The organism is Actinomycetota bacterium, from assembly GCA_023488435.1.
GTDB lineage: Bacteria > Actinomycetota > Coriobacteriia > Anaerosomatales > UBA912 > UBA912.
Genome location: JAMDCK010000034.1, coordinates 24,176 through 44,438, shown reverse-complemented (window position 1 = coordinate 44,438; position 20,263 = coordinate 24,176). Strand labels below are relative to the sequence as shown.

At 65.1% G+C, this 20,263-nt stretch carries 21 protein-coding genes and 1 pseudogene; 1 reads left to right on the top strand and 21 read right to left on the bottom strand.

All coding sequences use genetic code 11. The features are described 5' to 3' along the window. Positions 1-69: 69 nt before the first annotated feature. The 19 genes and pseudogenes from M1617_05625 to M1617_05535 form a co-directional block, all read right to left on the bottom strand. Entirely contained in the window at positions 70-351 is a 282-nt protein-coding gene (locus M1617_05625) for a type II toxin-antitoxin system RelE/ParE family toxin (GenBank protein ID MCL5887760.1), read from the bottom strand. A gap of 54 nt (positions 352-405) precedes the next feature. Continuing rightward, entirely contained in the window at positions 406-1,617 is a 1,212-nt protein-coding gene (locus M1617_05620) for an anthranilate synthase component I family protein (protein MCL5887759.1), read from the bottom strand. Further along, positions 1,610-2,284: an aminotransferase class IV gene (locus M1617_05615; protein MCL5887758.1), complete on the bottom strand. Its 675-nt coding sequence runs from the start codon at positions 2,282-2,284 to the stop codon at positions 1,610-1,612. Before M1617_05615 ends, M1617_05620 begins: the two co-directional genes overlap by 8 nt. Before the next feature lie 45 nt (positions 2,285-2,329). Next, complete coding sequence (purH, locus tag M1617_05610; GenBank protein MCL5887757.1) at positions 2,330-3,889, bottom strand: bifunctional phosphoribosylaminoimidazolecarboxamide formyltransferase/IMP cyclohydrolase; 1,560 nt, start codon at positions 3,887-3,889, stop codon at positions 2,330-2,332. Between the two features lie 42 nt (positions 3,890-3,931). After that, positions 3,932-5,104, bottom strand: a complete 1,173-nt coding sequence (locus M1617_05605; GenBank protein ID MCL5887756.1) for a branched-chain amino acid ABC transporter substrate-binding protein — start codon at positions 5,102-5,104, stop codon at positions 3,932-3,934. A 74-nt stretch (positions 5,105-5,178) separates the two neighbouring features. Continuing rightward, entirely contained in the window at positions 5,179-5,817 is a 639-nt protein-coding gene (purN, locus tag M1617_05600) for a phosphoribosylglycinamide formyltransferase (protein MCL5887755.1), read from the bottom strand. Beyond that, the gene (purM, locus tag M1617_05595) at positions 5,810-6,874 is read right to left on the bottom strand and encodes a phosphoribosylformylglycinamidine cyclo-ligase (protein MCL5887754.1); all 1,065 of its coding nucleotides are present in this window, start codon (positions 6,872-6,874) and stop codon (positions 5,810-5,812) included. The genes purN and purM overlap by 8 nt, the downstream gene beginning before the upstream one ends. A 64-nt stretch (positions 6,875-6,938) precedes the next feature. Beyond that, a complete protein-coding gene (locus M1617_05590; GenBank protein MCL5887753.1) occupies positions 6,939-7,379 on the bottom strand; it encodes a hypothetical protein in 441 nt (146 codons plus the stop codon). 5 nt (positions 7,380-7,384) lie between these two features. Continuing rightward, positions 7,385-8,065 (bottom strand): annotated as a pseudogene (locus M1617_05585) (amidophosphoribosyltransferase). A 215-nt stretch (positions 8,066-8,280) separates the two neighbouring features. Next, positions 8,281-9,735 carry an amidophosphoribosyltransferase gene (gene purF / locus M1617_05580; protein ID MCL5887752.1) on the bottom strand — a complete coding sequence of 485 codons (1,455 nt, stop codon included), beginning with the start codon at positions 9,733-9,735 and terminating at the stop codon, positions 8,281-8,283. Continuing rightward, the gene (gene purL, locus M1617_05575) at positions 9,732-12,002 is read right to left on the bottom strand and encodes a phosphoribosylformylglycinamidine synthase subunit PurL (protein ID MCL5887751.1); all 2,271 of its coding nucleotides are present in this window, start codon (positions 12,000-12,002) and stop codon (positions 9,732-9,734) included. The genes purF and purL overlap by 4 nt, the downstream gene beginning before the upstream one ends. A 42-nt stretch (positions 12,003-12,044) precedes the next feature. After that, positions 12,045-12,755, bottom strand: coding sequence for a phosphoribosylformylglycinamidine synthase subunit PurQ (purQ, locus tag M1617_05570; protein MCL5887750.1), 711 nt, complete (start codon positions 12,753-12,755; stop codon positions 12,045-12,047). A gap of 2 nt (positions 12,756-12,757) precedes the next feature. Beyond that, positions 12,758-12,991, bottom strand: a complete 234-nt coding sequence (gene purS / locus M1617_05565; protein MCL5887749.1) for a phosphoribosylformylglycinamidine synthase subunit PurS — start codon at positions 12,989-12,991, stop codon at positions 12,758-12,760. A gap of 2 nt (positions 12,992-12,993) precedes the next feature. Continuing rightward, positions 12,994-13,416, bottom strand: a complete 423-nt coding sequence (locus M1617_05560) for a hypothetical protein (protein MCL5887748.1) — start codon at positions 13,414-13,416, stop codon at positions 12,994-12,996. A 3-nt stretch (positions 13,417-13,419) separates the two neighbouring features. Continuing rightward, on the bottom strand, positions 13,420-14,292 hold the full coding sequence (locus M1617_05555) for a phosphoribosylaminoimidazolesuccinocarboxamide synthase (GenBank protein ID MCL5887747.1): 873 nt from the start codon (positions 14,290-14,292) through the stop codon (positions 13,420-13,422). A 22-nt stretch (positions 14,293-14,314) separates the two neighbouring features. Beyond that, on the bottom strand, positions 14,315-14,524 hold the full coding sequence (locus M1617_05550) for a hypothetical protein (protein ID MCL5887746.1): 210 nt from the start codon (positions 14,522-14,524) through the stop codon (positions 14,315-14,317). A 24-nt stretch (positions 14,525-14,548) separates the two neighbouring features. Continuing rightward, positions 14,549-15,961 (bottom strand): HAMP domain-containing histidine kinase, encoded by a 1,413-nt coding sequence (locus M1617_05545; protein MCL5887745.1) that lies wholly within the window; start codon positions 15,959-15,961, stop codon positions 14,549-14,551. A 3-nt stretch (positions 15,962-15,964) separates the two neighbouring features. Beyond that, complete coding sequence (locus tag M1617_05540; GenBank protein ID MCL5887744.1) at positions 15,965-16,675, bottom strand: response regulator transcription factor; 711 nt, start codon at positions 16,673-16,675, stop codon at positions 15,965-15,967. A 201-nt stretch (positions 16,676-16,876) separates the two neighbouring features. Further along, positions 16,877-17,449, bottom strand: coding sequence for a rubrerythrin family protein (locus M1617_05535; protein MCL5887743.1), 573 nt, complete (start codon positions 17,447-17,449; stop codon positions 16,877-16,879). Positions 17,450-17,614: 165 nt separating this feature from the next. On the opposite strand from M1617_05535, the gene M1617_05530 reads away from it, so the two are divergent. Further along, the gene (locus tag M1617_05530) at positions 17,615-18,136 is read left to right on the top strand and encodes a transcriptional regulator (protein MCL5887742.1); all 522 of its coding nucleotides are present in this window, start codon (positions 17,615-17,617) and stop codon (positions 18,134-18,136) included. Positions 18,137-18,183: 47 nt separating this feature from the next. Here the strand turns inward: M1617_05530 and cobA are convergent, their stop codons facing one another. Together cobA and M1617_05520 are read right to left on the bottom strand one after the other, a co-directional pair. After that, positions 18,184-19,410: a uroporphyrinogen-III C-methyltransferase gene (gene cobA / locus M1617_05525; GenBank protein MCL5887741.1), complete on the bottom strand. Its 1,227-nt coding sequence runs from the start codon at positions 19,408-19,410 to the stop codon at positions 18,184-18,186. A gap of 40 nt (positions 19,411-19,450) precedes the next feature. Next, complete coding sequence (locus tag M1617_05520; GenBank protein ID MCL5887740.1) at positions 19,451-20,263, bottom strand: HesA/MoeB/ThiF family protein; 813 nt, start codon at positions 20,261-20,263, stop codon at positions 19,451-19,453.

Genomic DNA, 20,263 nt, shown 5'->3' with positions numbered 1-20,263 from the left:
ATCTCTCCAGGGTGGACCGGCCGTATCGTGCGCTCTATGTTGTTGGGGATGGCCATGCTGCACCTCATCTCAGTGGTAGTCGCAGATCTCGACATCGTAGGCGTCTCCGTCTTGAAACACGAAGCAGATGCGCCACTGATCATTGATGGAGATCGAGTATTGTCCCTTGCGGTCGCCATCGAGGCTGTGAAGCCTATTGCTCGGTGGCTCCATCAGGTCCTCTAGCCGCGCCGCCAAGTCCAGGTACTCCAGCTTACGGCGCGCCCGCTTCATCACATCCGGGGGGAACCGCTTCGCTGTACCAGTGGTATATATCTGCTGCGTGCGCTTATCGCCGAAAGTCCGTATCATCTGATGATTGTAACTCGTCACGTGACACACGTCAACGCCGCTACTCCCGAGGGTTCAGCCGCCCAGGACGGGTCGCGCCTTCAGTAGGGCTTCGAGCCATTCGGCTTCGGGGTCCGAATCGATCGTGATCCCGCCGCCGGTCCCCCAGCGCGCGGTCGTGCCGTCGAGTTCGAGCGTGCGGATCAACACCGAGGAGTCCATCCGCCCAGGCATCGCCACAACCAGTGCGCCGGTATACGCGCCGCGGGGCGTGACCTCCAGCTCGCGTATCAGCCGCATCGCTGCGATCTTCGGCGCGCCGGTCACCGATCCGCACGGGAAGGCAGCCTCCAGCAGCTCGGCGATTGTGGCGTCAGGCCGAAGTCGCCCGCGCACGCCGCTCACGAGTTGATGGCAGTACGGCGTCGCGAACACCTCGAAGAGTGGCTCGACGATGACGCTGCCGGTCTCGCACACCCGGCCCAGGTCGTTGCGCTCCAAATCGACGATCATCAGGTGCTCGGCGCGCTCCTTGGCGCTGGCGGCAAGCTCGGCGGCGAGTCGCGCGTCGGTGACGGGGTCGGCACCGCGCGGCCGCGTGCCCTTGATCGGCTGGATCTCGGCGTGGCGCACGCCACCGGTCCGCGGGCTCTCGGCGGTCACGGCGAGGAATCGCTCGGGCGAGACGGAGACGATCGCGCTCTCCTCAGCAGCCCACATCGCCGACATCGGCCCTGCCGAGGAGCCCAGTAGCGCCTCGAAAGCCGCCGCGACGTCCGTTCGCAGAGTGCCCTGGAGGCGCATCGTGAGGTTGAGGACGTAGACGTCGCCGTCGCGGATCGCCGAGCGGACCGCTTCGACCCGCGCGAGGTAGTCGGCCTTCGCAAGGTCGAAGCGCGCGTCCGCGAGCAGCGGGGTCTCGGGGGCGGGGCTCGCGGCGGGCACCGGCGGCTCGCCGAGGTCGTCCGCGCGCAGGTCGCCGGGCTCACCCCACGGCTCCCAGCCGCCATCGGTCCGCATGAGCCCCCCGCGGTAGAGACGGATCCGGCACCCGGTGCCGTCGTAGGGCACGATTGCGGCCGCTAGCAGGGGCTCCTCGGCGTTCATGACGGCCTCTAGTGCGGAAGCGGCCTCCCGTAGGTCAGCGCCGTGCGTGTCGGCGACCGGATCCGCGCACACGAGCGACATCCCACCGAACCACCCGCTCGCACCCGACGGCTCCAGCACCAGCGGCTTGCGCGCAAGCCCGATCGCTCGCGCGATGGCGGCTGGCGAGCGCTCAGCCATCCCTGGCGCCATCCCCCGCACCGGCGAAAAGCCGAGCGAAGCGCGCCGCCAGCGCCTCTGCCGCAGGGCCGCCTCGGCCACGCACGGCGATCGCGCCTGCGACCGCGGTCGTGAGCACGACCTCGTCGGCGGCGTCGACATCGGCGGCCGTCAGCGGCGCCTCTTCGGCGGAGAAGCCCAGCTCAGGAGCGGCATCGAAGACCACCCGCCGAGACACTCCGGCCAGCGCGGGCGGGCTTGCGGGCGTGAGCAGCCTATCGCCGAAGCGCACCCACAAGGTCGCGTGCGAGGTGTCGAAGACGAGTCCCGCCGCCGAGACGAGCACGGCGACGTCGGCCCCTTGGGTGCGCGCCTGTTCGACCGCGCGGTCCCAGAAGGAGCGATCCTCGGGCTTCGCGCCGCCAGGAGGCAGAACCGGCTCGGGCGTCACCACGAAGGCGATGCTCGGCCCGCCGGGCACGTCGATCATCGACGCTGCCGAGGAGACCTCTGCACGCGCCCGGCCGTCCACCGCGACGTGCAGCGTCATGCGACCGTAGGGTTCGGGCCACTCCTCGGCGGCTCGCATGGCCTCGCGGCGCGCAGCGGCGACCATCGCGGCATCACAGCCGCCTGCGGCCAGGCGCGCCAGGTGCAGCTCGAGCAGCGGTATGAGCCCGCCCTGCACCCGGATGGTCTCTCGCAGCGCCTGCGACAGCATCCCCGCCTCCCGCTAGTGCCTGAAGTGGCGATGCCCGGTAAACACCATCGCCACACCGAGCTCGTCGGCTTTCGCGATGACCTCGTCATCGCGCATCGAGCCGCCGGGCTGGATCAGCGCGACGATGCCCGCAGCCGCGCACACCTCGAGCGTGTCGGCAAAGGGCAGGAACGCGTCGCTGGCGGCCACGGCTCCGCGGGCCTTCTCGGCAGCTTGCTCGACCGCGATGCGCGCCGAGTTCACGCGATTCATCTGCCCGGCACCCACCCCCACGGTCGCGAGATCAGCCGCGATCACCATCGCGTTGGACTTCACACTCTTGGCTACCTTCCATGCGAACAGCATCTGCTCCATTTGCTCGGCGGTCGGCTTGGCCTTGGTGGGCACCGTGAACGCCGAGGGGTCCTCGGCAACGCGGTCGCTCGTCTGCACTAGCATCCCGCCCTCGACCGCGCGCGACTCGTATCGGCCGCCGCCTGTGCGCACCCCGCCGGTGGCGAGCACGCGCACGTTGGGCTTGGAGGCGAGCAGCTCCAGCGCGTCATCGGCGAAGGAAGGCGCGATCATGACCTCCACGAACTGCCCGTTCGCCAAAATCGCCTCGATAACCGCCGAGGAGACCTCGCGGTTGAAGGCCATCACGCCACCGAAGGCGCTCACGGGGTCGACCTCGTGCGCCTTGCGGTACGCGGCAACCAGGTCATCTGCGACCGAGATGCCGCACGGGTTCGTGTGCTTGACGATGACGCACGCAGGCGCGTCGAACTCGCGCACGGCGCTCCAGGCGGCGTCGGTGTCGAGGATGTTGTTGTACGAGAGCTCCTTGCCCTGGAGCTGCGAAGCGCGCGCCAGGGTGTGCTCGGCGGCATCGAGGAAGCGGTAGAACGCCGCTTCCTGGTGAGGATTCTCGCCGTATCGCAGGTCCTGAATCTTCTCGAGGCGGAAGCGGGCCTCCTCGGGGAAGCGCGTCTGCCCGTAGCCTGAAAGGTGCATCCAGATCGCGCTGTCGTAAGCGCTCGTGGTGCGGAAGACCTCGAGGGCGAGTGCGCGCCTGGTGGGCAGCGTGGTCGCGCCGGAGTTCTCGCGCATCTCGGCGAGGATGGCGGAGTAGCTGGCCGGGTCGGTCACCACCGCGACGCTTTCGAAGTTCTTCGCGGCGCTGCGCAGCATCGAAGGACCGCCGATGTCGATGTTCTCGATTGCGTCTTCCTCGGACACGCCCGGGTGCGCCACCGTCTGCTCGAAGGCGTAGAGGTTGACGACGACCATATCGATCATGCCGATGCCGTGTTCCTCGGCGGCTGCCATGTGCGCGGGCACGTCCCGGCGCGCGAGCAACCCTCCGTGGACGCGCGGGTGCAGCGTCTTGACGCGGCCGTCCATCATCTCCGGAAAGCCGGTGAGGTCGTCGATGGGTCTGACCGCGATGCCTGCCTCGGCAAGCACGGTCGCCGTGCCGCCTGTCGAGACGATCTCGACTCCGAACTCCTCCGCCAACGCCCTACAGAACTCCACAACGCCCGTCTTGTCAGTCACCGACACCAGGGCACGCTTCACCTCGACCTTGTCCATCTACTCCCTTTCGAACTCATCCCGCCAGCTGGTGCTGCCGAGCTACTTGACTATCTGCTGCCACTCGCCGTTCACAACGCGATACGCCGAGATGACCTGGTTGGTTGTGTCGCCGTTCTCATCGAACTCGGTCACGCCGGTGACACCGTCGAAGGAGCCCCCACGGATCGCTCTTGCGATTGCCTCGCGATCGAGCCCGGCCTCAAGCACGGCCTCGACGAAGATCCATGCCTGGTCGTATGCGTAGCTGTCGAAGGCTTCCGGCGCCCTGCCGAACTCGGCCTCATAAGCTGCCTGGAAGTCCATGCCGCGAGGCTGCTGCTCTAGTGGCAGGCCCAGGCTGGTCGCCACATCCCCTTCGGCATTGGCAGCACCGGCCACAGCGATGTACTCAGCCGAGTAGATCATGTCGCCGCCGATCAGTGGTGCGGTAAGTCCGGCCTCGGACATCTGCTTGGAGATCAAGCCGCCTTCTGTGTGGGCACCTGCGTAGTAGACAGCCTCAGGTGCCAGTCCTCTGATCCGAGTCACCAACGCCGAGAAGTCCACCGTCTTGGGCTGGATCTGCTCGCGCAGGATCACGGTGCCACCCGCCTCTTCGAACGCCCGGATGAACTCGGTTGCCAGGCCAACGCCGTACTGCGTGGAATCGTCGAGGACCACGACCCTGTCGAAACCGAGCTCCTCGAGCACCAGGGTCGCCGCGTAGGCACCTTGCACGTCATCCTTTGCGACGATACGGTTGACCACGGTGTGACCGGCAGCTGTCAGCGCCGGGTTCGACGAGACAGTGATCATCGCCATGCGGGCCTGCTCGTATATCGGAGCGGCCGGGATCGAGCAACCGGAGTTGAAGTGGCCGATGACGCCTAGGACCGAGGTGTCGGACGCGAGGATGTTGGCCACATTGACGGCCTGCTTCGGGTCGCCCTGGTCGTCCTCGGCACGGATCACGAACTCAAGACCTGCCTCCCGCACCTCGGGCGAAGCGTTCGCTTCCTTGAAGGCGAGCTCGACTGCCCGTAGCATCCCCTGGCCGAAGACTGCGTTGTCACCGGTCAACGGGGCTGCGAATCCGATCCTTACTTGCGTGGGCTCTTCCTCAGTGGGACCCGGCCCAGCAGGCTGTTCTTGCTGACAGCCTGGCAGAACGGCCAGTGCCCCGATCAGCATCGCGGCAAAAGCCACCTTTGAAATCCTGTCGAAACTCTTCACTCTTGACCCCTTTCTCAACACGTGCGCTCGAAGGGTGATCCCTTCTTGCCGCACGTTTGCCCACTGTCATGTTATCAAACTCGGTTGGGGAGAATCACCGTCTTCCTGCCCTCGATGACGACGCGCCCCTCTACCAGGAGCTGGAGTGCTTCGGGATATAGCGTGTGCTCGACTTCGTGGACCCGGGCCTCAAGCGACTCAAGGGTGTCGTCGGGTTCGATGACGACCGTCCTTTGCGCGATGATCGGGCCCTCGTCGAAGTTCTCATTGGCGAGGTGGATCGTCACACCGGTCACCTTGACCCCGTGCTCGAACGCGTCCTCGATTCCAGACGCTCCCGGGAATGACGGCAGCAGCGAAGGGTGGATGTTGACCACGCGGTTCTCGAACCAATCGAGGACTTCCGATCCTAGCAGGCGCATGTAGCCGGCCATCACCACGATGTCGACCCCATGGGCGCAAAGCTCGTCCTTGATCGCCATGTTGTATTCGCTGAAGGTGGCGTATGCACTCTTGTCGATCCAAACTGCCGAGATGCTCGCACGCCGCGCACGCTCGAGCCCGTACGCGTCTGCGTTGTTGCTGATGACCACTGCTACCTGGGCGTCGAGCGTACCGGCCCGGGTCGCATCGATGATTGCCTGCAGGTTGGTTCCCGAGCCCGAGACCAGCACTCCGAGCCTCGTGACCCGCTGTTCGCTTTCCTCACTCATAGACGACCCTCCCGGTTCCCTCGGCGATCTCGCCAATCTCGAAGACGGTCTCGCCAGCCTCGCGCAGCGCGACAGCGATGTCGGCAGCCCGGCGTTTGTCGGCGATGATAGCCAGGCCGATGCCCATGTTGAAGGTGCGGCACATCTCGGCTGGTCCGAGTGCGGCTTCCTCGGCGATCAGATCGAAGATCCGCGGCGTCTTCCAAGCGGCCAGCGAGACGTGCGCATCGCAGTCGGCGGGTAGTGCGCGGTCGAGGTTCTCGGTGATTCCGCCGCCGGTGATGTGCGCGATCGAGCGAATCGCTCCGTGCGGTGCGGCCTCGAGTGCCCGGCGCACGGCGGGGACGTATATCCGCGTGGGTTCGAGCAGCACCTCTCCCAGGGTCCGCCCGCCAAAGTCGACGCGCGGGATGGCAAGCGCCTCCTCCCGGCCTTCGACGAGCACGCGCCGCACGAGCGAGAAGCCGTTGGAGTGCAGGCCGCTGGATGCGAGTCCTAGGATCACGTCGCCCGGGCGCACCGACGCGGTGTCGAGCATCCTATCGCGCTCGACCACGCCGACGCAGAAGCCCGAAAGGTCGTAGTCGTCGTCGGCCATCACGCCGGGGTGCTCGGCCATCTCGCCGCCGATCAGCGAGCACCCGGCCTGTCGGCAGCCATCGGCGATCCCGCCGACGATCTGCTCGACGGTCGCAGAGTCGAGCTTGCCGATCGCGATGTAGTCGAGGAAGAACAGTGGTTCCGCGCCGGAAACCGCGATGTCGTTCGCGCACATCGCCACAAGATCGATGCCGATGGTGTCGTGCTTGCCGAGCGCCTGGGCCACCCGGATCTTCGTGCCGACGCCGTCCGTGGCGCTCACGAGGACCGGATCGCGCATGTCGCGCAGTCCCGCCGCCGAGAAAAGCCCGCCGAAGCCACCGATATCGCCAATCACCTCGGGCCGGTATGTCGAGCGCACCGCGTCGCGGATCGCGTCGACCGCCCGCGCGCCGGCCTGCGTGTCGACTCCGGCATCGCTGTAAGTGACGGGTTTCCTGTCGCTTCGATCGCTCATCGGCTCACTGCCTCTTTCGCCCCTCGTGTTTCGGTGCGGACCCATGTTGTGCGTGCGTCGTATTCTACCCCACGGCGGTAAGCATCGACAGCGTGATGCTCGCGGAACCCGCGATCCAGCCCGCCGAGGCCCAACCTGTGCCGTGGATGACCCTTCGGCCGACGAAAACGCCGGCTGCAGCAGGAGCCAGATAGCCCAGCGCAAGGCTTCCCACACCCCAGATCGCAAGCGTGAGCAGGTGCGCCCATTCGGCGAAAAGCGGCACGGTCGAAGCTGCCGATGCGGCGATGGCGTCTTGCACCTGCGCGACCACCGCGAGTCCGTCGCCTGCGAGCCAGCCTGCGGCCAGGACGACCGCGAACCACACAGCGCGCGAGCGGGGGGCCCAGCGTTTACCTCCGTAGAGTGCAGCCGCGAGCGTTGCAGCCACAAGAGATGCCAGCGGGTTGAAGGTCAGAGCCAAAGGCGCACCTTCGAGGATCGCCGCTATCGCCTCTTGCAGCACGGATCTCAGCCGCAGGATTCGAGCGCGAGTTTTCCTCGGCGGACGGCGTCGGGAATCCCAACCGGGTAATCGCCGTTGAGGCAGGCCAGGCAGAAGCGATCGGCCGGAGCGCCGGTGGAAGCGACCATCGCTTCGAGGGAGAGGTACGCGAGCGAATCCGCGCCGATGTACTCGCGGATCGCCTCGATGTCGTGTTCGGAGGCGATGAGCTGCCCTTGGGTGTCAGTGTCGATGCCGTAGAAGCAGGGCCAGCGTACCGGCGGCGAGGTGATGCGCATGTGGACCTCGGCGGCGCCGGAGTCGCGAAGGAGCTGCACGAGCTTGCGGCTGGTGTTGCCGCGGACGATCGAGTCGTCGGTCACGATGAGACGCTTGCCTTCGATGACGTGGCGCAGAGGATTGAGCTTCAGGCGGATGCCCTGCTGCCGCAGCTCCTGCGAAGGCGAGATGAACGTCCGGCCGACGTAGCGGTTCTTCACGAGCCCTTCGCCGAAGGGGATCCCGCTTCCGAGCGCGTACCCGACGGCTGCCGGCACGCCGGAATCCGGCACGCCGATGACCAGGTCGGCGGCGGCGGGGGCCTCGGCGGCGAGCAACTCGCCCATGCGATGGCGGGCCTCGTAAAGAGTGCAGTCGTACATGACGCTGTCAGGGCGCGCGAAGTAGATGAACTCGAACATGCACAGGCTCACCTGCGCGACCACCGCGAGTCCGTCGCCTGCGAGCCAGCCTGCGGCCAGGACGACCGCGAACCACACAGCGCGCGAGCGGGGGGCCCAGCGTTTACCTCCGTAGAGTGCAGCCGCGAGCGTTGCAGCCACAAGAGATGCCAGCGGGTTGAAGGTCAGAGCCAAAGGCGCACCTTCGAGGATCGCCGCTATCGCCTCTTGCAGCACGGATCTCAGCCGCAGGATTCGAGCGCGAGTTTTCCTCGGCGGACGGCGTCGGGAATCCCAACCGGGTAATCGCCGTTGAGGCAGGCCAGGCAGAAGCGATCGGCCGGAGCGCCGGTGGAAGCGACCATCGCTTCGAGGGAGAGGTACGCGAGCGAATCCGCGCCGATGTACTCGCGGATCGCCTCGATGTCGTGTTCGGAGGCGATGAGCTGCCCTTGGGTGTCAGTGTCGATGCCGTAGAAGCAGGGCCAGCGTACCGGCGGCGAGGTGATGCGCATGTGGACCTCGGCGGCGCCGGAGTCGCGAAGGAGCTGCACGAGCTTGCGGCTGGTGTTGCCGCGGACGATCGAGTCGTCGGTCACGATGAGACGCTTGCCTTCGATGACGTGGCGCAGAGGATTGAGCTTCAGGCGGATGCCCTGCTGCCGCAGCTCCTGCGAAGGCGAGATGAACGTCCGGCCGACGTAGCGGTTCTTCACGAGCCCTTCGCCGAAGGGGATCCCGCTTCCGAGCGCGTACCCGACGGCTGCCGGCACGCCGGAATCCGGCACGCCGATGACCAGGTCGGCGGCGGCGGGGGCCTCGGCGGCGAGCAACTCGCCCATGCGATGGCGGGCCTCGTAAAGAGTGCAGTCGTACATGACGCTGTCAGGGCGCGCGAAGTAGATGAACTCGAACATGCACAGGCTGGGCTTCTCGGCAGGTACGGCCTGCTCGGATTCGAGGCCGGCCGCCGAGATCTTGATGACCTCGCCGGGTGCCACGTCGCGCTCGTACGTCGCGCCGATGATGTCCAGCCCGCAAGTCTCGCTGGCGACGCACCAGCCCTTGCCGTCGATGCGGCCCAGCGCCAGCGGCCTGATTCCGTACGGGTCGCGGAAGGCGTAGATCGCGTCCTCGGTCGCCAGCACGACCGCGTAGGCCCCGCGGATGAGCGACATCGTCTCGCGGATACCCTCGCGAATATGGCTGTGTATCTGCGTGTACTGACCGACCAGCGTCGCGATGACCTCGGAGTCGGTGGTCGAGCGGAAGCGGATGCGCTCAGGGCGCAGCAGGTCGCGGACCTCGGTGGTGTTCACGAGGTTGCCGTTGTGGGCAAGCGCGATGACCTGATTGCCTATCGCCGAGAGGTGCGGCTGCGCATTGTCCCAGGCGTCAGAGGCGCCGGTGGTCGAATAGCGCGTGTGGCCGATGGCCAGGTCGCCGGTCAGCGAGTCGAGGTCCGATGCCTTGAAGACGCTGGAGACAAGCCCCAGGTCCTTGATTACCGTGACCGTCTCGCCGTCACCCACAGCGATGCCTGCGCTCTCCTGCCCTCGGTGCTGCAACGCATGCAAGCCGAAGTAGGCGGCTCTGGCGACATCCTGTCCGGGCGCGTAGATCGCGATGACCCCGCAGGCTTCCTCCATGCGGTCGGGACGCTCGGGGGTCTCAGGGCTCTCGAGGTACTCGGTCATCTCGCGCCCTCGCCGCGCACCAGCGCCTCGAGCGTGGGCCCGTGCGCCGCGTGCATCTCGGCTAGCGACGCACTCGCAAGCGGGCCGTGCGGCCCTGCAATCTCGAGACGCTCCCCGCCGACCTCGCCGAGAACCGCGTAGGGAACCTCGCGCTCGAGCAGCAGTTCGATGAAGGCGCCCGAGTCCTCCTCGGCGACGCTGACGACGATGCGGCTTTGCGACTCGCTGAAGAGCGCGGCGACCGGGGCGAGCTCGTCGGGCAGGTGGATGTCGGCACCGATGTCGCCGGCCATGCAGCTCTCGGCGAGTGCGACGGCCAGGCCGCCCTCGGAGCAGTCGTGCGCCGAGCGCAGCAACCCGGTGCGGATCGCGTCGCGGACGGCGGCCTGCACGGCGACCTCGAGCTCGATGTCGAGCGATGGCGGCGAGCCTGCGACCGTGTCGAACTCGACCTTCAGGTACTCGGAGCCGCCAAGTTCAGGCAGCGTCTCGCCGACGAGTACGACCACGTCGCCGGCCTGCTTGAAGCCTGCGGTGCAGCGTGCGGACACGTCGTCGAGCAGCCCGACCACGCCGACGGTAGGCGTCGGATAGATCGGCTGGCCGAAGGATTCGTTGTAAAGGCTCACATTCCCGCTGATGACGGGGACGTTCCAGGCTTTGGCGGCATCGGACAGCCCTCGGATGGCCTCGAAGAAGGTCCAGTAGACCTCGGGCTTCTCAGGCGAGCCGAAGTTCAGGCAGTCTGTCAGCGCGGCCGACTCTGCGCCGACGCACGAGACGTTGCGGGTAGCCTCCGCCAGCGCGATCTGCGCACCGCGATACGGGTCGAGGTAGACGTAGCGGCCGTTGCAGTCGCTCGATGCGGCGATGCCGCGCTCGGTCATCTCGCCTCGGCCGGTGTCGCCGATTCTGATCACTGCGGCATCTCCGCCGGGAAGTACCACGGTGTTGAGCATCACCTGATGGTCGTACTGCTCCCAGATCCAGCGCCGCGAGCAGATATTGGGGCTCGCGAGCAGGCGCAGCAGCGTCTCGCTGAGCATCTGCGGGTCGGTGGCGTGATCCAACTCGCCGAGCGGGTCGAACGCCTGCAGCTCGTCGAGGTACGCCGGGCGGCGCTTCTCGGGCGAGTAGATGGGTGCGTCATGGGCGAGCGTGGCTGCGGGCATGTCGGCGACGATCTCGCCTGCTTCCCGCACGATGAAGCGGCCGGTGTCCGTCACCTCGCCGATCACGGTCGCGAGCAGGCCCCAGCGGTTGCAGACCGCGCGCGCCTCCTCGGCAAGCTCGGGCGTGACGACGGCGAGCATGCGCTCCTGCGATTCGGAGACCATGACCTCGAACGGCTTCATGTTCTTCTCGCGAAGCGGCACGTGCGTGACCTCGATGTCGAGTCCGACCCCACCGCGCGATGCCATCTCGCTCGCGCTGGAGGTCAGGCCGGCCGCGCCCAGGTCGCCCAGCGCGACCAGCAGCCCGCGGTCGAGCAGCTCCAGGCACGCCTCGATCAGCAGCTTCTCCTCGAAGGGGTCGCCCACCTGCACGCTGGGGCGCTTGTCCTCGGCTTTCTCGTCGAACTCCTGGCTGGCGAGCACGCTTGCCCCGCCGATGCCGTCGCGTCCCGTGGTCGAGCCGATCAGCAGCACCAGGTTGCCGGGCCCCGCCGCCACCGCGCGTGTGAGTTGTTCTTCGCGCATGAGTCCGATCGCCATCGCGTTGATCAGGCAGTTCCCATCGTAGGCTTCCTCGAAGTAGACCTCGCCGCCGACGGTCGGCACGCCGAGGCAGTTGCCGTAGCCGCCGATCCCAGCGACCGCGCCCTCGAAGAGGTAGCGCTGCCTGGGCTTATCGAGCGTTCCGAAGCGCAGCGAGTCGAGGATCGCGATCGGGCGGGCGCCCATCGTGAAGATGTCGCGGATGATGCCGCCCACGCCGGTGGCCGCACCCTGGTACGGCTCGATCGCGCTCGGGTGGTTGTGCGACTCCATCTTGAAGGCGACCGCCCAGCCGTCCCCGACGCTGATGACGCCGGCGTTCTCGCCGGGGCCCTGCAACACGTGCGGCCCCTCGGAGGAGAACATCCTAAGCGCCGTGCGCGAGTGCTTGTAGCTACAATGCTCCGACCACATCAGCGAGTACATGTATAGCTCGGTGATGGTCGGCGTCCGCCCTAGGATCTCGACGATCCGCTCGAACTCGGCGGGTTTGAGGCCCAGCTCCTCGGCTAGTTTGGGGGCCAGTTCGGCGGAAAGGTCATCGCGCATGGAATCTCGCTCCTCGCATCGAATGGATGTCGGTGCAGGGTGTCACTGGACGACCGACCCCGGGATTCCGGCTACGCGCCGCACGATCGCCGAGAAGACCGTCGCGCCATCGATGCCGCCGGACACCGGGTCGACCGCGCGCTCCGGATGCGGCATCAGCCCAAAGACGTTACCGGCCTCGTTGCAGATGCCCGCGATGTCCTCAAGCGCACCGTTAGGCGCCGAGCCTTCCGGCCTGCGGGAGCCGTCGGCGTCGCAGTAGCGGAGCACGATCTGCCCCTTGTCCTTCATACGCGCAAGTGTCTGCGGGTCGCAGATGTAGTTGCCCTCGTTGTGGTTCACCGGGATGCGGAGCACCGTGCCCGGATTGACGTCGAGCCAGTGGCACACGCTTTCCTCGGCGATCAAGTGCGTGGGCTTGCAGACGAACTTGAGGCCGACGTTGCGCAGTAGCGCGCCGGGCAGAAGGTGCGCCTCGGTCAGAATCTGGAATCCGTTGCAGATGCCGATGACCGGGTTACCGGAATCGGCGAAGCGCACGACCTCGTTCATGATCGGGCTGAACCTGGCCACGGCCCCGCAGCGCAGGTAGTCGCCGTATGAGAAGCCTCCCGGCAGCACCACCGCGTCGAATCCGGACAGGTCGGTATCCTGATGCCACACGTACTCTGCATCGCAGCCCAGCAGACGCACCGCATGCACCACGTCCTGCTCACAGTTGGAGCCGGGGAAGACGACGACGCCGAAGCGCATCTTCACGCCCCCTCGGCAGTCTCGATGCGGAAGTCCTCGATCACGGGATTGGCCAGGAGCTTCTCGCACATCTCGCGAACGGCCTCGGGTCCCGCTTCGGTCTCAAGCTGGATGTACTTGCCGATGCGGACTTCCTCGACCGGGTAGCCCAGGTTCTCAAGCGCCCCCTTAGCAGTCGCTCCCGGAGGGTCGAATATGCCCTCGCGATAGGTGACGAAGATCTCGTAGTGCGCCATGCTCACCCCTTGCTCTTCGAGGATTTATCCGCCGCTTTCTGTTCGGCCAGCCACTTCTTACGCATCTTGCGGATCTTGGTGAGATCCACGAAGAACGCGCCGAACAGACAGACGTATGCTACCACCAAAGCGATCGTTCCCCACGGAGCCATCTCGCGCAGCAGGAAGGCACCTCCCGAGGAGATCATCGCGGAAATCAGCAGGATGATCCACACCTTGCGCCACAGCTTGAACTCCGGCGTATCCGGGTTCCACCGCATCTTCGCACGAGCCTTGCGCCCCTTGCGACCCAGGCGTCGGCGCTCGGCTTCCTCGGCGGATTGGCCGACTCCCCGCTTGGGCTTGGCGCTGGCCGCACTTCGGCGGCTCACACCTGTCTCGGCACCTTTCTGGTACCGCGGGTTCGATGCACTTCTTCGGGCCATCGGCTATCCGTCTCCTTCGGGGACGAAACTTCGTCCCGTGATTGCCTCGTACGCTTGTATATACTTGCGCGAGGTGGCCTCCACCACATCGACTGGAAGCGATGGCGGTGCGCCAACCTTGTCCCAGTCGCTGGCTTCAAGCCAGTCCCGTACGAACTGCTTGTCGAAACTCGCCTGCGCTTGACCTGGTGCGTAAAGATCCGCGGGCCAGAATCGGCTGGAGTCCGGTGTCAGGGCTTCATCGACCAGAATCACCCGCCCGTCGACAGTGCCGAATTCGAACTTGGTGTCGGCGATGATGACTCCGCGAGAACAAGCATGTTCGTGTGCCGTCGAATAAATGTCAAGGGACAGGCTACGTATCGTCTCGGCATGTTGCTGGCCTATGGTCTGAACCACCTGCTCAAAGTCGATGTATTCGTCGTGCCCGCCGTCGAAAGCCTTGGTGCTCGGCGTGAAGATCGGCGCTTCGAGCCGCTGCGACTCAACGAGTCCCTCGGGCAGGGGCACCCCGCAGATCGCCCCCATGCGCAAGTACTCCTTCCAGCCCGAACCGGTGATGTAGCCACGAACGATGCACTCCACCGGGAAGACCTCGGCTTTGCGGACGATCATCGAACGCCCACGCAGGTAATCGCGATGCGGTGCGAAGCGCTCTGGGAGCTTGGATACGTCGGTCGAGATCAGGTGCGTCTCCACGATGTCCTGGAGCAACTCGAACCAATGGAGGGTGAGCTTGGTCAGGACCTCACCCTTGAACGGAATGGCCTCCGGCAGCACCACATCGAAAGCGCTGATCCGGTCACTCGCCACCAATAGCAACCGGTCACCCAGGTCATATATATCCCGCACCTTGCCTTGGAAATCTGGCCGCATCTCTGTTTGCACGGTGCGTACTCTACCCCATCAAGACATAAGCGCCGAGGACACCATGACCGATGGCTCCTGCCAGTAGCAGGTAACCGCCAATCCTATGCACTTTCATGTGCGTAGCGCCCTTGAACTTGATCTTTCTCTTGCCGACGAGAATCTGGAAGAGCACCAGTACGAACAGGCCGATTCCACCTACAACCGACGCCATGCCCAACAACCGGAAATCAAGCTCCACTGTTCGCCCTCCCTTAGGTTCGAATCACTTGATGAGCGGGATCTCGATTCTAAAGACCGTCCCGCCACCTTCACGCCTGATAGCGCACACCCTGCCTCCGTGACGCTTCACAATCTCCTTCACGATCGCAAGCCCTATGCCGAGCCCACCGCTCTCGCGGTCTCGAGCTTCATCGGCGCGCCAGAACCTAGAGAATACCTTGTTGATGTCCTTCTCGGCGATACCGATGCCGGTATCCGCTACCTCGATCACTGCGCTTCCGCCTTCTCGGCGTACCGCCACGTTCACCTGTCCGCCATCAGGGGAGTAACGGATCGCATTGGAGAGCAGGTTGCTCACCGCTTGCGTCAGACGATCGCTGTCCGCCTGCACGAAAACTCCGGTCTCGACTTGCTCGGCAAGTCCGATTCCTGCCGCCTCGAACAGGAACCTGTGGAAGTCCACAGCGGCACCTACCGGCCCGGCGGCGTCGATGCGCTCGAACCTGAGGGCTACGCTGCCACGCTCTAGCTTAGTCAGCTCAAGGATGCCGTCGGTCAGTCGGGAGAGTCTCACAGTCTCGTTACGCACGATCTGCAGGTGCTCCTCGTCAGCTGGGTAGATTCCATCCTGCATGGCCTCGACGGTCGCCTGTATCGCCTGCAGTGGCGTTCTCAACTCGTGGGCCACGTCGGCCGTGAGTCGGCGTTCGAGGTTGCGGTCCGCTTCAATCGCATCAGCCATCTCATCGAGGGTCTTGCCCAGCGCTCCAATCGCATCATCGCCGGTGAAGCCCGTCCTGGCACTTTGGTTGCCCGCGCGAAGAGCCTCGGCGGTCTCGGTGATCTTGTCGATGGGACGAAGGAAGGTGATCGCAAAGCCAGCCCCTGCTATCGAGGCAGCTATCACGGCGATCACTGCAGCCAGACCCAGCGCTTCGAAGCTTGATTCCCGAAAGCGGATGTCCACATCGGCGAAACGCCCTTCCTCCACCAGTGGCCATACCCGCACAACGCCGATAGGGACTCCATCGACGACAATAGGCGCTAGATGAACCTGCCCTTCAGGCCCTGCGACTCCTGAAGGTGGGCCGGCCACGTGATTCGCCTGTCCAGTTGCGAAAGAGTCGTCATACAAGACACGGCCGCCCGACTCCATCACCTGCAATCCCAATCCGGACATGATTCCGTAGCGCGGTAGGCCCAGGAACACATGTTGATTCCACTCTCCATGGGCCTGGACATTGATGGCCACCAGCGAAGCTGCTCCTTTGGCGGTGCTTCGAAGGCGCTCGTTGACATACTCGTCGAACTGCTCGGCCCAGGTGACGAAGAGGATGCTCGACGCCAAAGCCATGGTGAAAGCCGCCACTGCGGCTGCGGCCAGAGCGAAGCGTAGGCTCAACTTGGATTGCTTAACCCGCATCCCCCCGAAGAGTCGTGAAGCCCGATCACTCATGGACTACTCCTCGGTTTGCGGGGGGTCGAATCTATAGCCGACCCCATGTACTGTATATATGTAGCTCGGATTCTTGGGGTCGTCGTTGAGCTTCGAGCGAAGGTTCTTCACGTGACTGTCCACCGCACGTTCGTACCGGTCGAAATCCCAGCCGAGCACCTTCTCCACCAATTCGAGACGGGTGTAGACCTTGCCCGGATACCTCGCTAGCGTAATCAGCAGCTTGAACTCGGTTGCCGTCAGGTCGACATCCACCCCATCGATGGCGGCCTTGTGTCCTGCGACATCGATCGATAGCGAGCCGAACACCATGGAGTCTCTCTGTGGGGCCTCACTGACTCGTGCCCGCCGAAGGAGTGCTCTGACCCTGGCCACGAGCTCCCTTGGAGAGAACGGCTTCACTAGGTAGTCGTCTGCGCCCATCGCAAGTCCGGTGACCCGGTCCTCTTCGTCGCCTTTGGCGGTGAGCATGATGATTGGCACGTCGGACACGTCCCGGATGGCACGGCAGACATCTTCACCGCTGACCTTGGGAAGCATCAAGTCCAGCACGACGAGATCGAAGCTGCGCTTCCTGACTGCAGCGATGGCCTTCTCGCCATCCGCTACAGGGGTGACCCAGTGGCCGTCCTTTTCGAGATAGGCCGTGACCGTCTCGCGGATGACCTTCTCGTCTTCGACCACGAGAATGCGTCGGCTCACACTCATCAACATCTCCGATCGGTACTCGACACCGTTGACTCTTCAGGTTCGATTTGGAACATCGGAACCCATAGATTCTAACTCCTGTTGCAATTGTAGGCGCAAAATCCACAGATAACACACGCCCCGGCGATGTCATCGGGGTGACTGGCCGGGGCGTGTGCGCGTTCTATCCTTTATGTCCGCAGCGACAGTGCCGAGCGGTGGTAGCGCCTAGTAGTTCTCGGCGAGTACCTCGAAGTGCTTCTGAGCGTGCGCACACGCAGGGCATAGCTCGGGAGCGGATGCACCCTCGACCACGTACCCGCAGTTGCGACAGTGCCACGTGAGTGGAGCAGGCTTGGTGAACGCTGCGCCGCTGTTCACGTTGTCCAGCAGCTTGCGGTAGCGGGCCTCGTGGAACGCTTCGACCTTCGCAATCTCGCGGAACGACTTGGCGACCTCGGGAAAGCCCTCTTCGTCGGCGATGTCCGCGAAGTCAGGGTAGAGGGTGCCCCACTCCATGAGCTCGCCGTCGGCGGCGTGAAGGAGGTTCTCGGCGGTGGTGCTGAGTGTGCCGGCCGGGTACGATGCGGTGATCTCTACCTCGCCGCCTTCGAGATACTTGTAGAAGATCTTGGCGTGCTCACGCTCGTTGTCAGCGGTCTCGACGAAGAATGCGGCGATTTGCTCGAATCCTTCCTTCTTCGCGATCGACGCGTAGTAGGTGTAGCGGTTGCGCGCTTGCGATTCCCCTGCGAACGCCTTGAGCAGATTCTGCTCGGTACGGGTTCCCTTGATACTCATATTCACGACCTCTCTTTCGAATCGGGGGCAGGACACGGAGACTGTAGCATATAGGGATGACACGAGAGCAATAGCGATGCCAGCACACGCTATGGCGATTGGACTGCACTCGATCGCCGATTGCGGTATCGTAGGTGCGCACATCCACTTCGAAGCGGAGGCTGTATGCGGGAGAACGTCGTGTTGACGATAACCGGGCCGGACCGGGTAGGGCTGGTCGAAGAGGTCACCGGACGCTTGCTCGGACTTGGCTGCAATGTCGAGGCCAGCCACATGGCGCGCCTAGGTGGCGAGTTCGCGATGCTCATGCTCGTGAGTATACCCGCCGAACAAGCCGAGGATCTGCGGGTCGCCAACGACCGGCTAGCCGCAGAGGGCTTCCAGGTCACGATGACGATGACCACACCTCCAGGTGTCGTACCAGCCACCTCGGCGTTTCAGGTCACGGTCGAAGGTGCCGACCATGAAGGGATCGTGCACGACATCGCGGCTGGGCTCGCACTCCACGGCATCAACATCGAGACGATGGACACGTTCGTGACCCCTGCGGCCGTCAGCGGCGTCCCGCTGTTCACGATGATCGCCACGGTCACGGCTCCCGCCGGGCTCGCCGAGTCCTCTTGGACCGATGCGCTCCACGATGCGGCTGCCGAGGCCAACGTCAGCGTGACTGTGTCCCGAGCGTGACCCCTTAGAGGACCGGGATGCCTGGCGAAAGAGGCACCATACCACGACTAAGCGCGCCTGTTGACCGCCTCACCGATCACAAGCAGTACGGGGCTGACGAGCCCCGCCTGTTCGACCGCCGCGGGCAGTTTCCCGACAGGTGCCTCCACCAGACGTTGTTGCGGTGTGCAGCCCCGCGATATCGCGACAGCGGGGGTTGTGGGTGCCATACCGCCCGATATCAGCTCCTGTGCGATGTCATGCAGCCGCGCCAACCCCATGAAGACGCAGATCGTTCCGCCGGTAGCCCCGAGTGCGCGCCAATCAACCTCGCGCGAACCTGCGGCCGCACGATGCCCCGTGACGAAAGTGACCGAAGGGGCCGTACCCCGTGCTGTGATAGGGATGCCCGCACATGCGGGCACCGCTGTCCCCGCCGTCACGCCGGGCACTACCTCTACGTCGATTCCGGCCGCGCCGAGGGCTTCTACCTCCTCGCTTCCTCGACCGAAGACGAAAGGGTCGCCGCCCTTGAGCCGCACGATGCGGCGGGCGGGATCCTCGATCGCGAGTCGAACGAGCAGTGCGTCGATCCCTGCTTGCGAGAAGTGATGCGAACCCGCGCGCTTGCCGACGTAGACTAGATCGGCTGTCTCTGGGGCTTCGGCGAGCAGGCGGGGGTCGACAAGGTGGTCGTGCACCACGACATCGGCGGCGCGCAGCAGCTCAAGTCCCCGTGCAGTGACGAGTCCGGGATCGCCAGGACCGGCACCGACGAGAGCGACACGAGGGCCGGGAGCGCCAAAGCCGGGTCTGCGGCGGCGAGAGCTTGCCGCACTCACGCGCTCGACACTCTCGCCGGTGAGGGCCGCGGCGAGTTCATCGCGGATGCGCGAGGATTCGGCTGGCGCGGCACCGAGCGTGGTGACCGCGAGCCGCACAGGACCGAGCCTCGCCTCGGCACCGAAGACGACGTCGCCGGAGTTGTGGTGGTCCGCTGCGTTAACGAGCGCCCCGGCTTGACGAGCGGCCTCTCGCACGCGTTCGTTGACTGCGGCGTTATCGGTAGCCGTGACTACGAGGAACCCGCCCTCGACGTCGGCATCCTCGAACTCGCGCTGCCGAAGTTCGATCTCGTCCCGATAGGCGAGACTCGCGAGCAGAGGCGTGATCCCGGGTGCGGTCACGCGTACGGTAGCGCCGGCCGCGAGGAGCCGCACGACGCGCCGCTCGGCCACTAAGCCCCCGCCAACGACCACCGCGAGCCTTCCGCCTAACTCGACGAACAGCGGCAAGTGGGAAGCGGCTCGTTTGTATCTCGGTTCGTCCACGGCTCTAGCTTGCCCCAGCTCCGGGCAGACCGCAACCTAGCTCCTCGTAGAGCGCCTCCGTGATGACAGGGTCGTCGCCGCAGACCGGACAGCCCGGGTCACGCGGCATCTCGAACGTGCGCATGTCCATCGATAGCACATCGACGAAGAGCGCCCGGCCTACAAGGGTGTCAGCTCCGATCAGCAGCTTGAGCGCTTCGGCCGCCTGAAGCGATCCCATCACGCCCGCCACCGGACCCAATATCCCCGCTTGCGAGCAGCTCGGCACGGATCCGGGTTCCGGTTGAGCCGGGAAGAGACAGCGATAGCAGGGGCCACTGCCTGGCAACACGGTCAGGAGCTGTCCATGGAACCGCAGGATCGCAGCCTCCACGAGCGACTTTCTCGCCAGCACGCACGCATCGTTGACGAGGTAACGCGTCGCGAAGTTGTCGCTGCCGTCAAGCACGACATCCGCGTCGGCGATAAGCGAGCCGATGTTCTCGGCGTTGACGCGCTCGGGAATGGCGGTGACATCGATGCCGGGGTTGATCGCCAGCATCGTCTCTGCTGCGGAGACCGCCTTGTTCACGCCCAGGTCAGCCGTCGTGTGCGCGATCTGACGCTGGAGGTTCGTCTCGTCGACCACGTCACCGTCGATGACTGTGATGTGGCCGACACCGGCAGCCGCAAGGTAGAGCAACGACGGCGAGCCGAGGCCGCCAGCGCCGATCACGACCGCGTGCGAGGCGAGCAGCTTCTCCTGTCCGGCCCCACCGACCTCGGGTACTATGATCTGCCGACCGTATCGGATGATGTCAGCTTCTGTGAGTGCCAC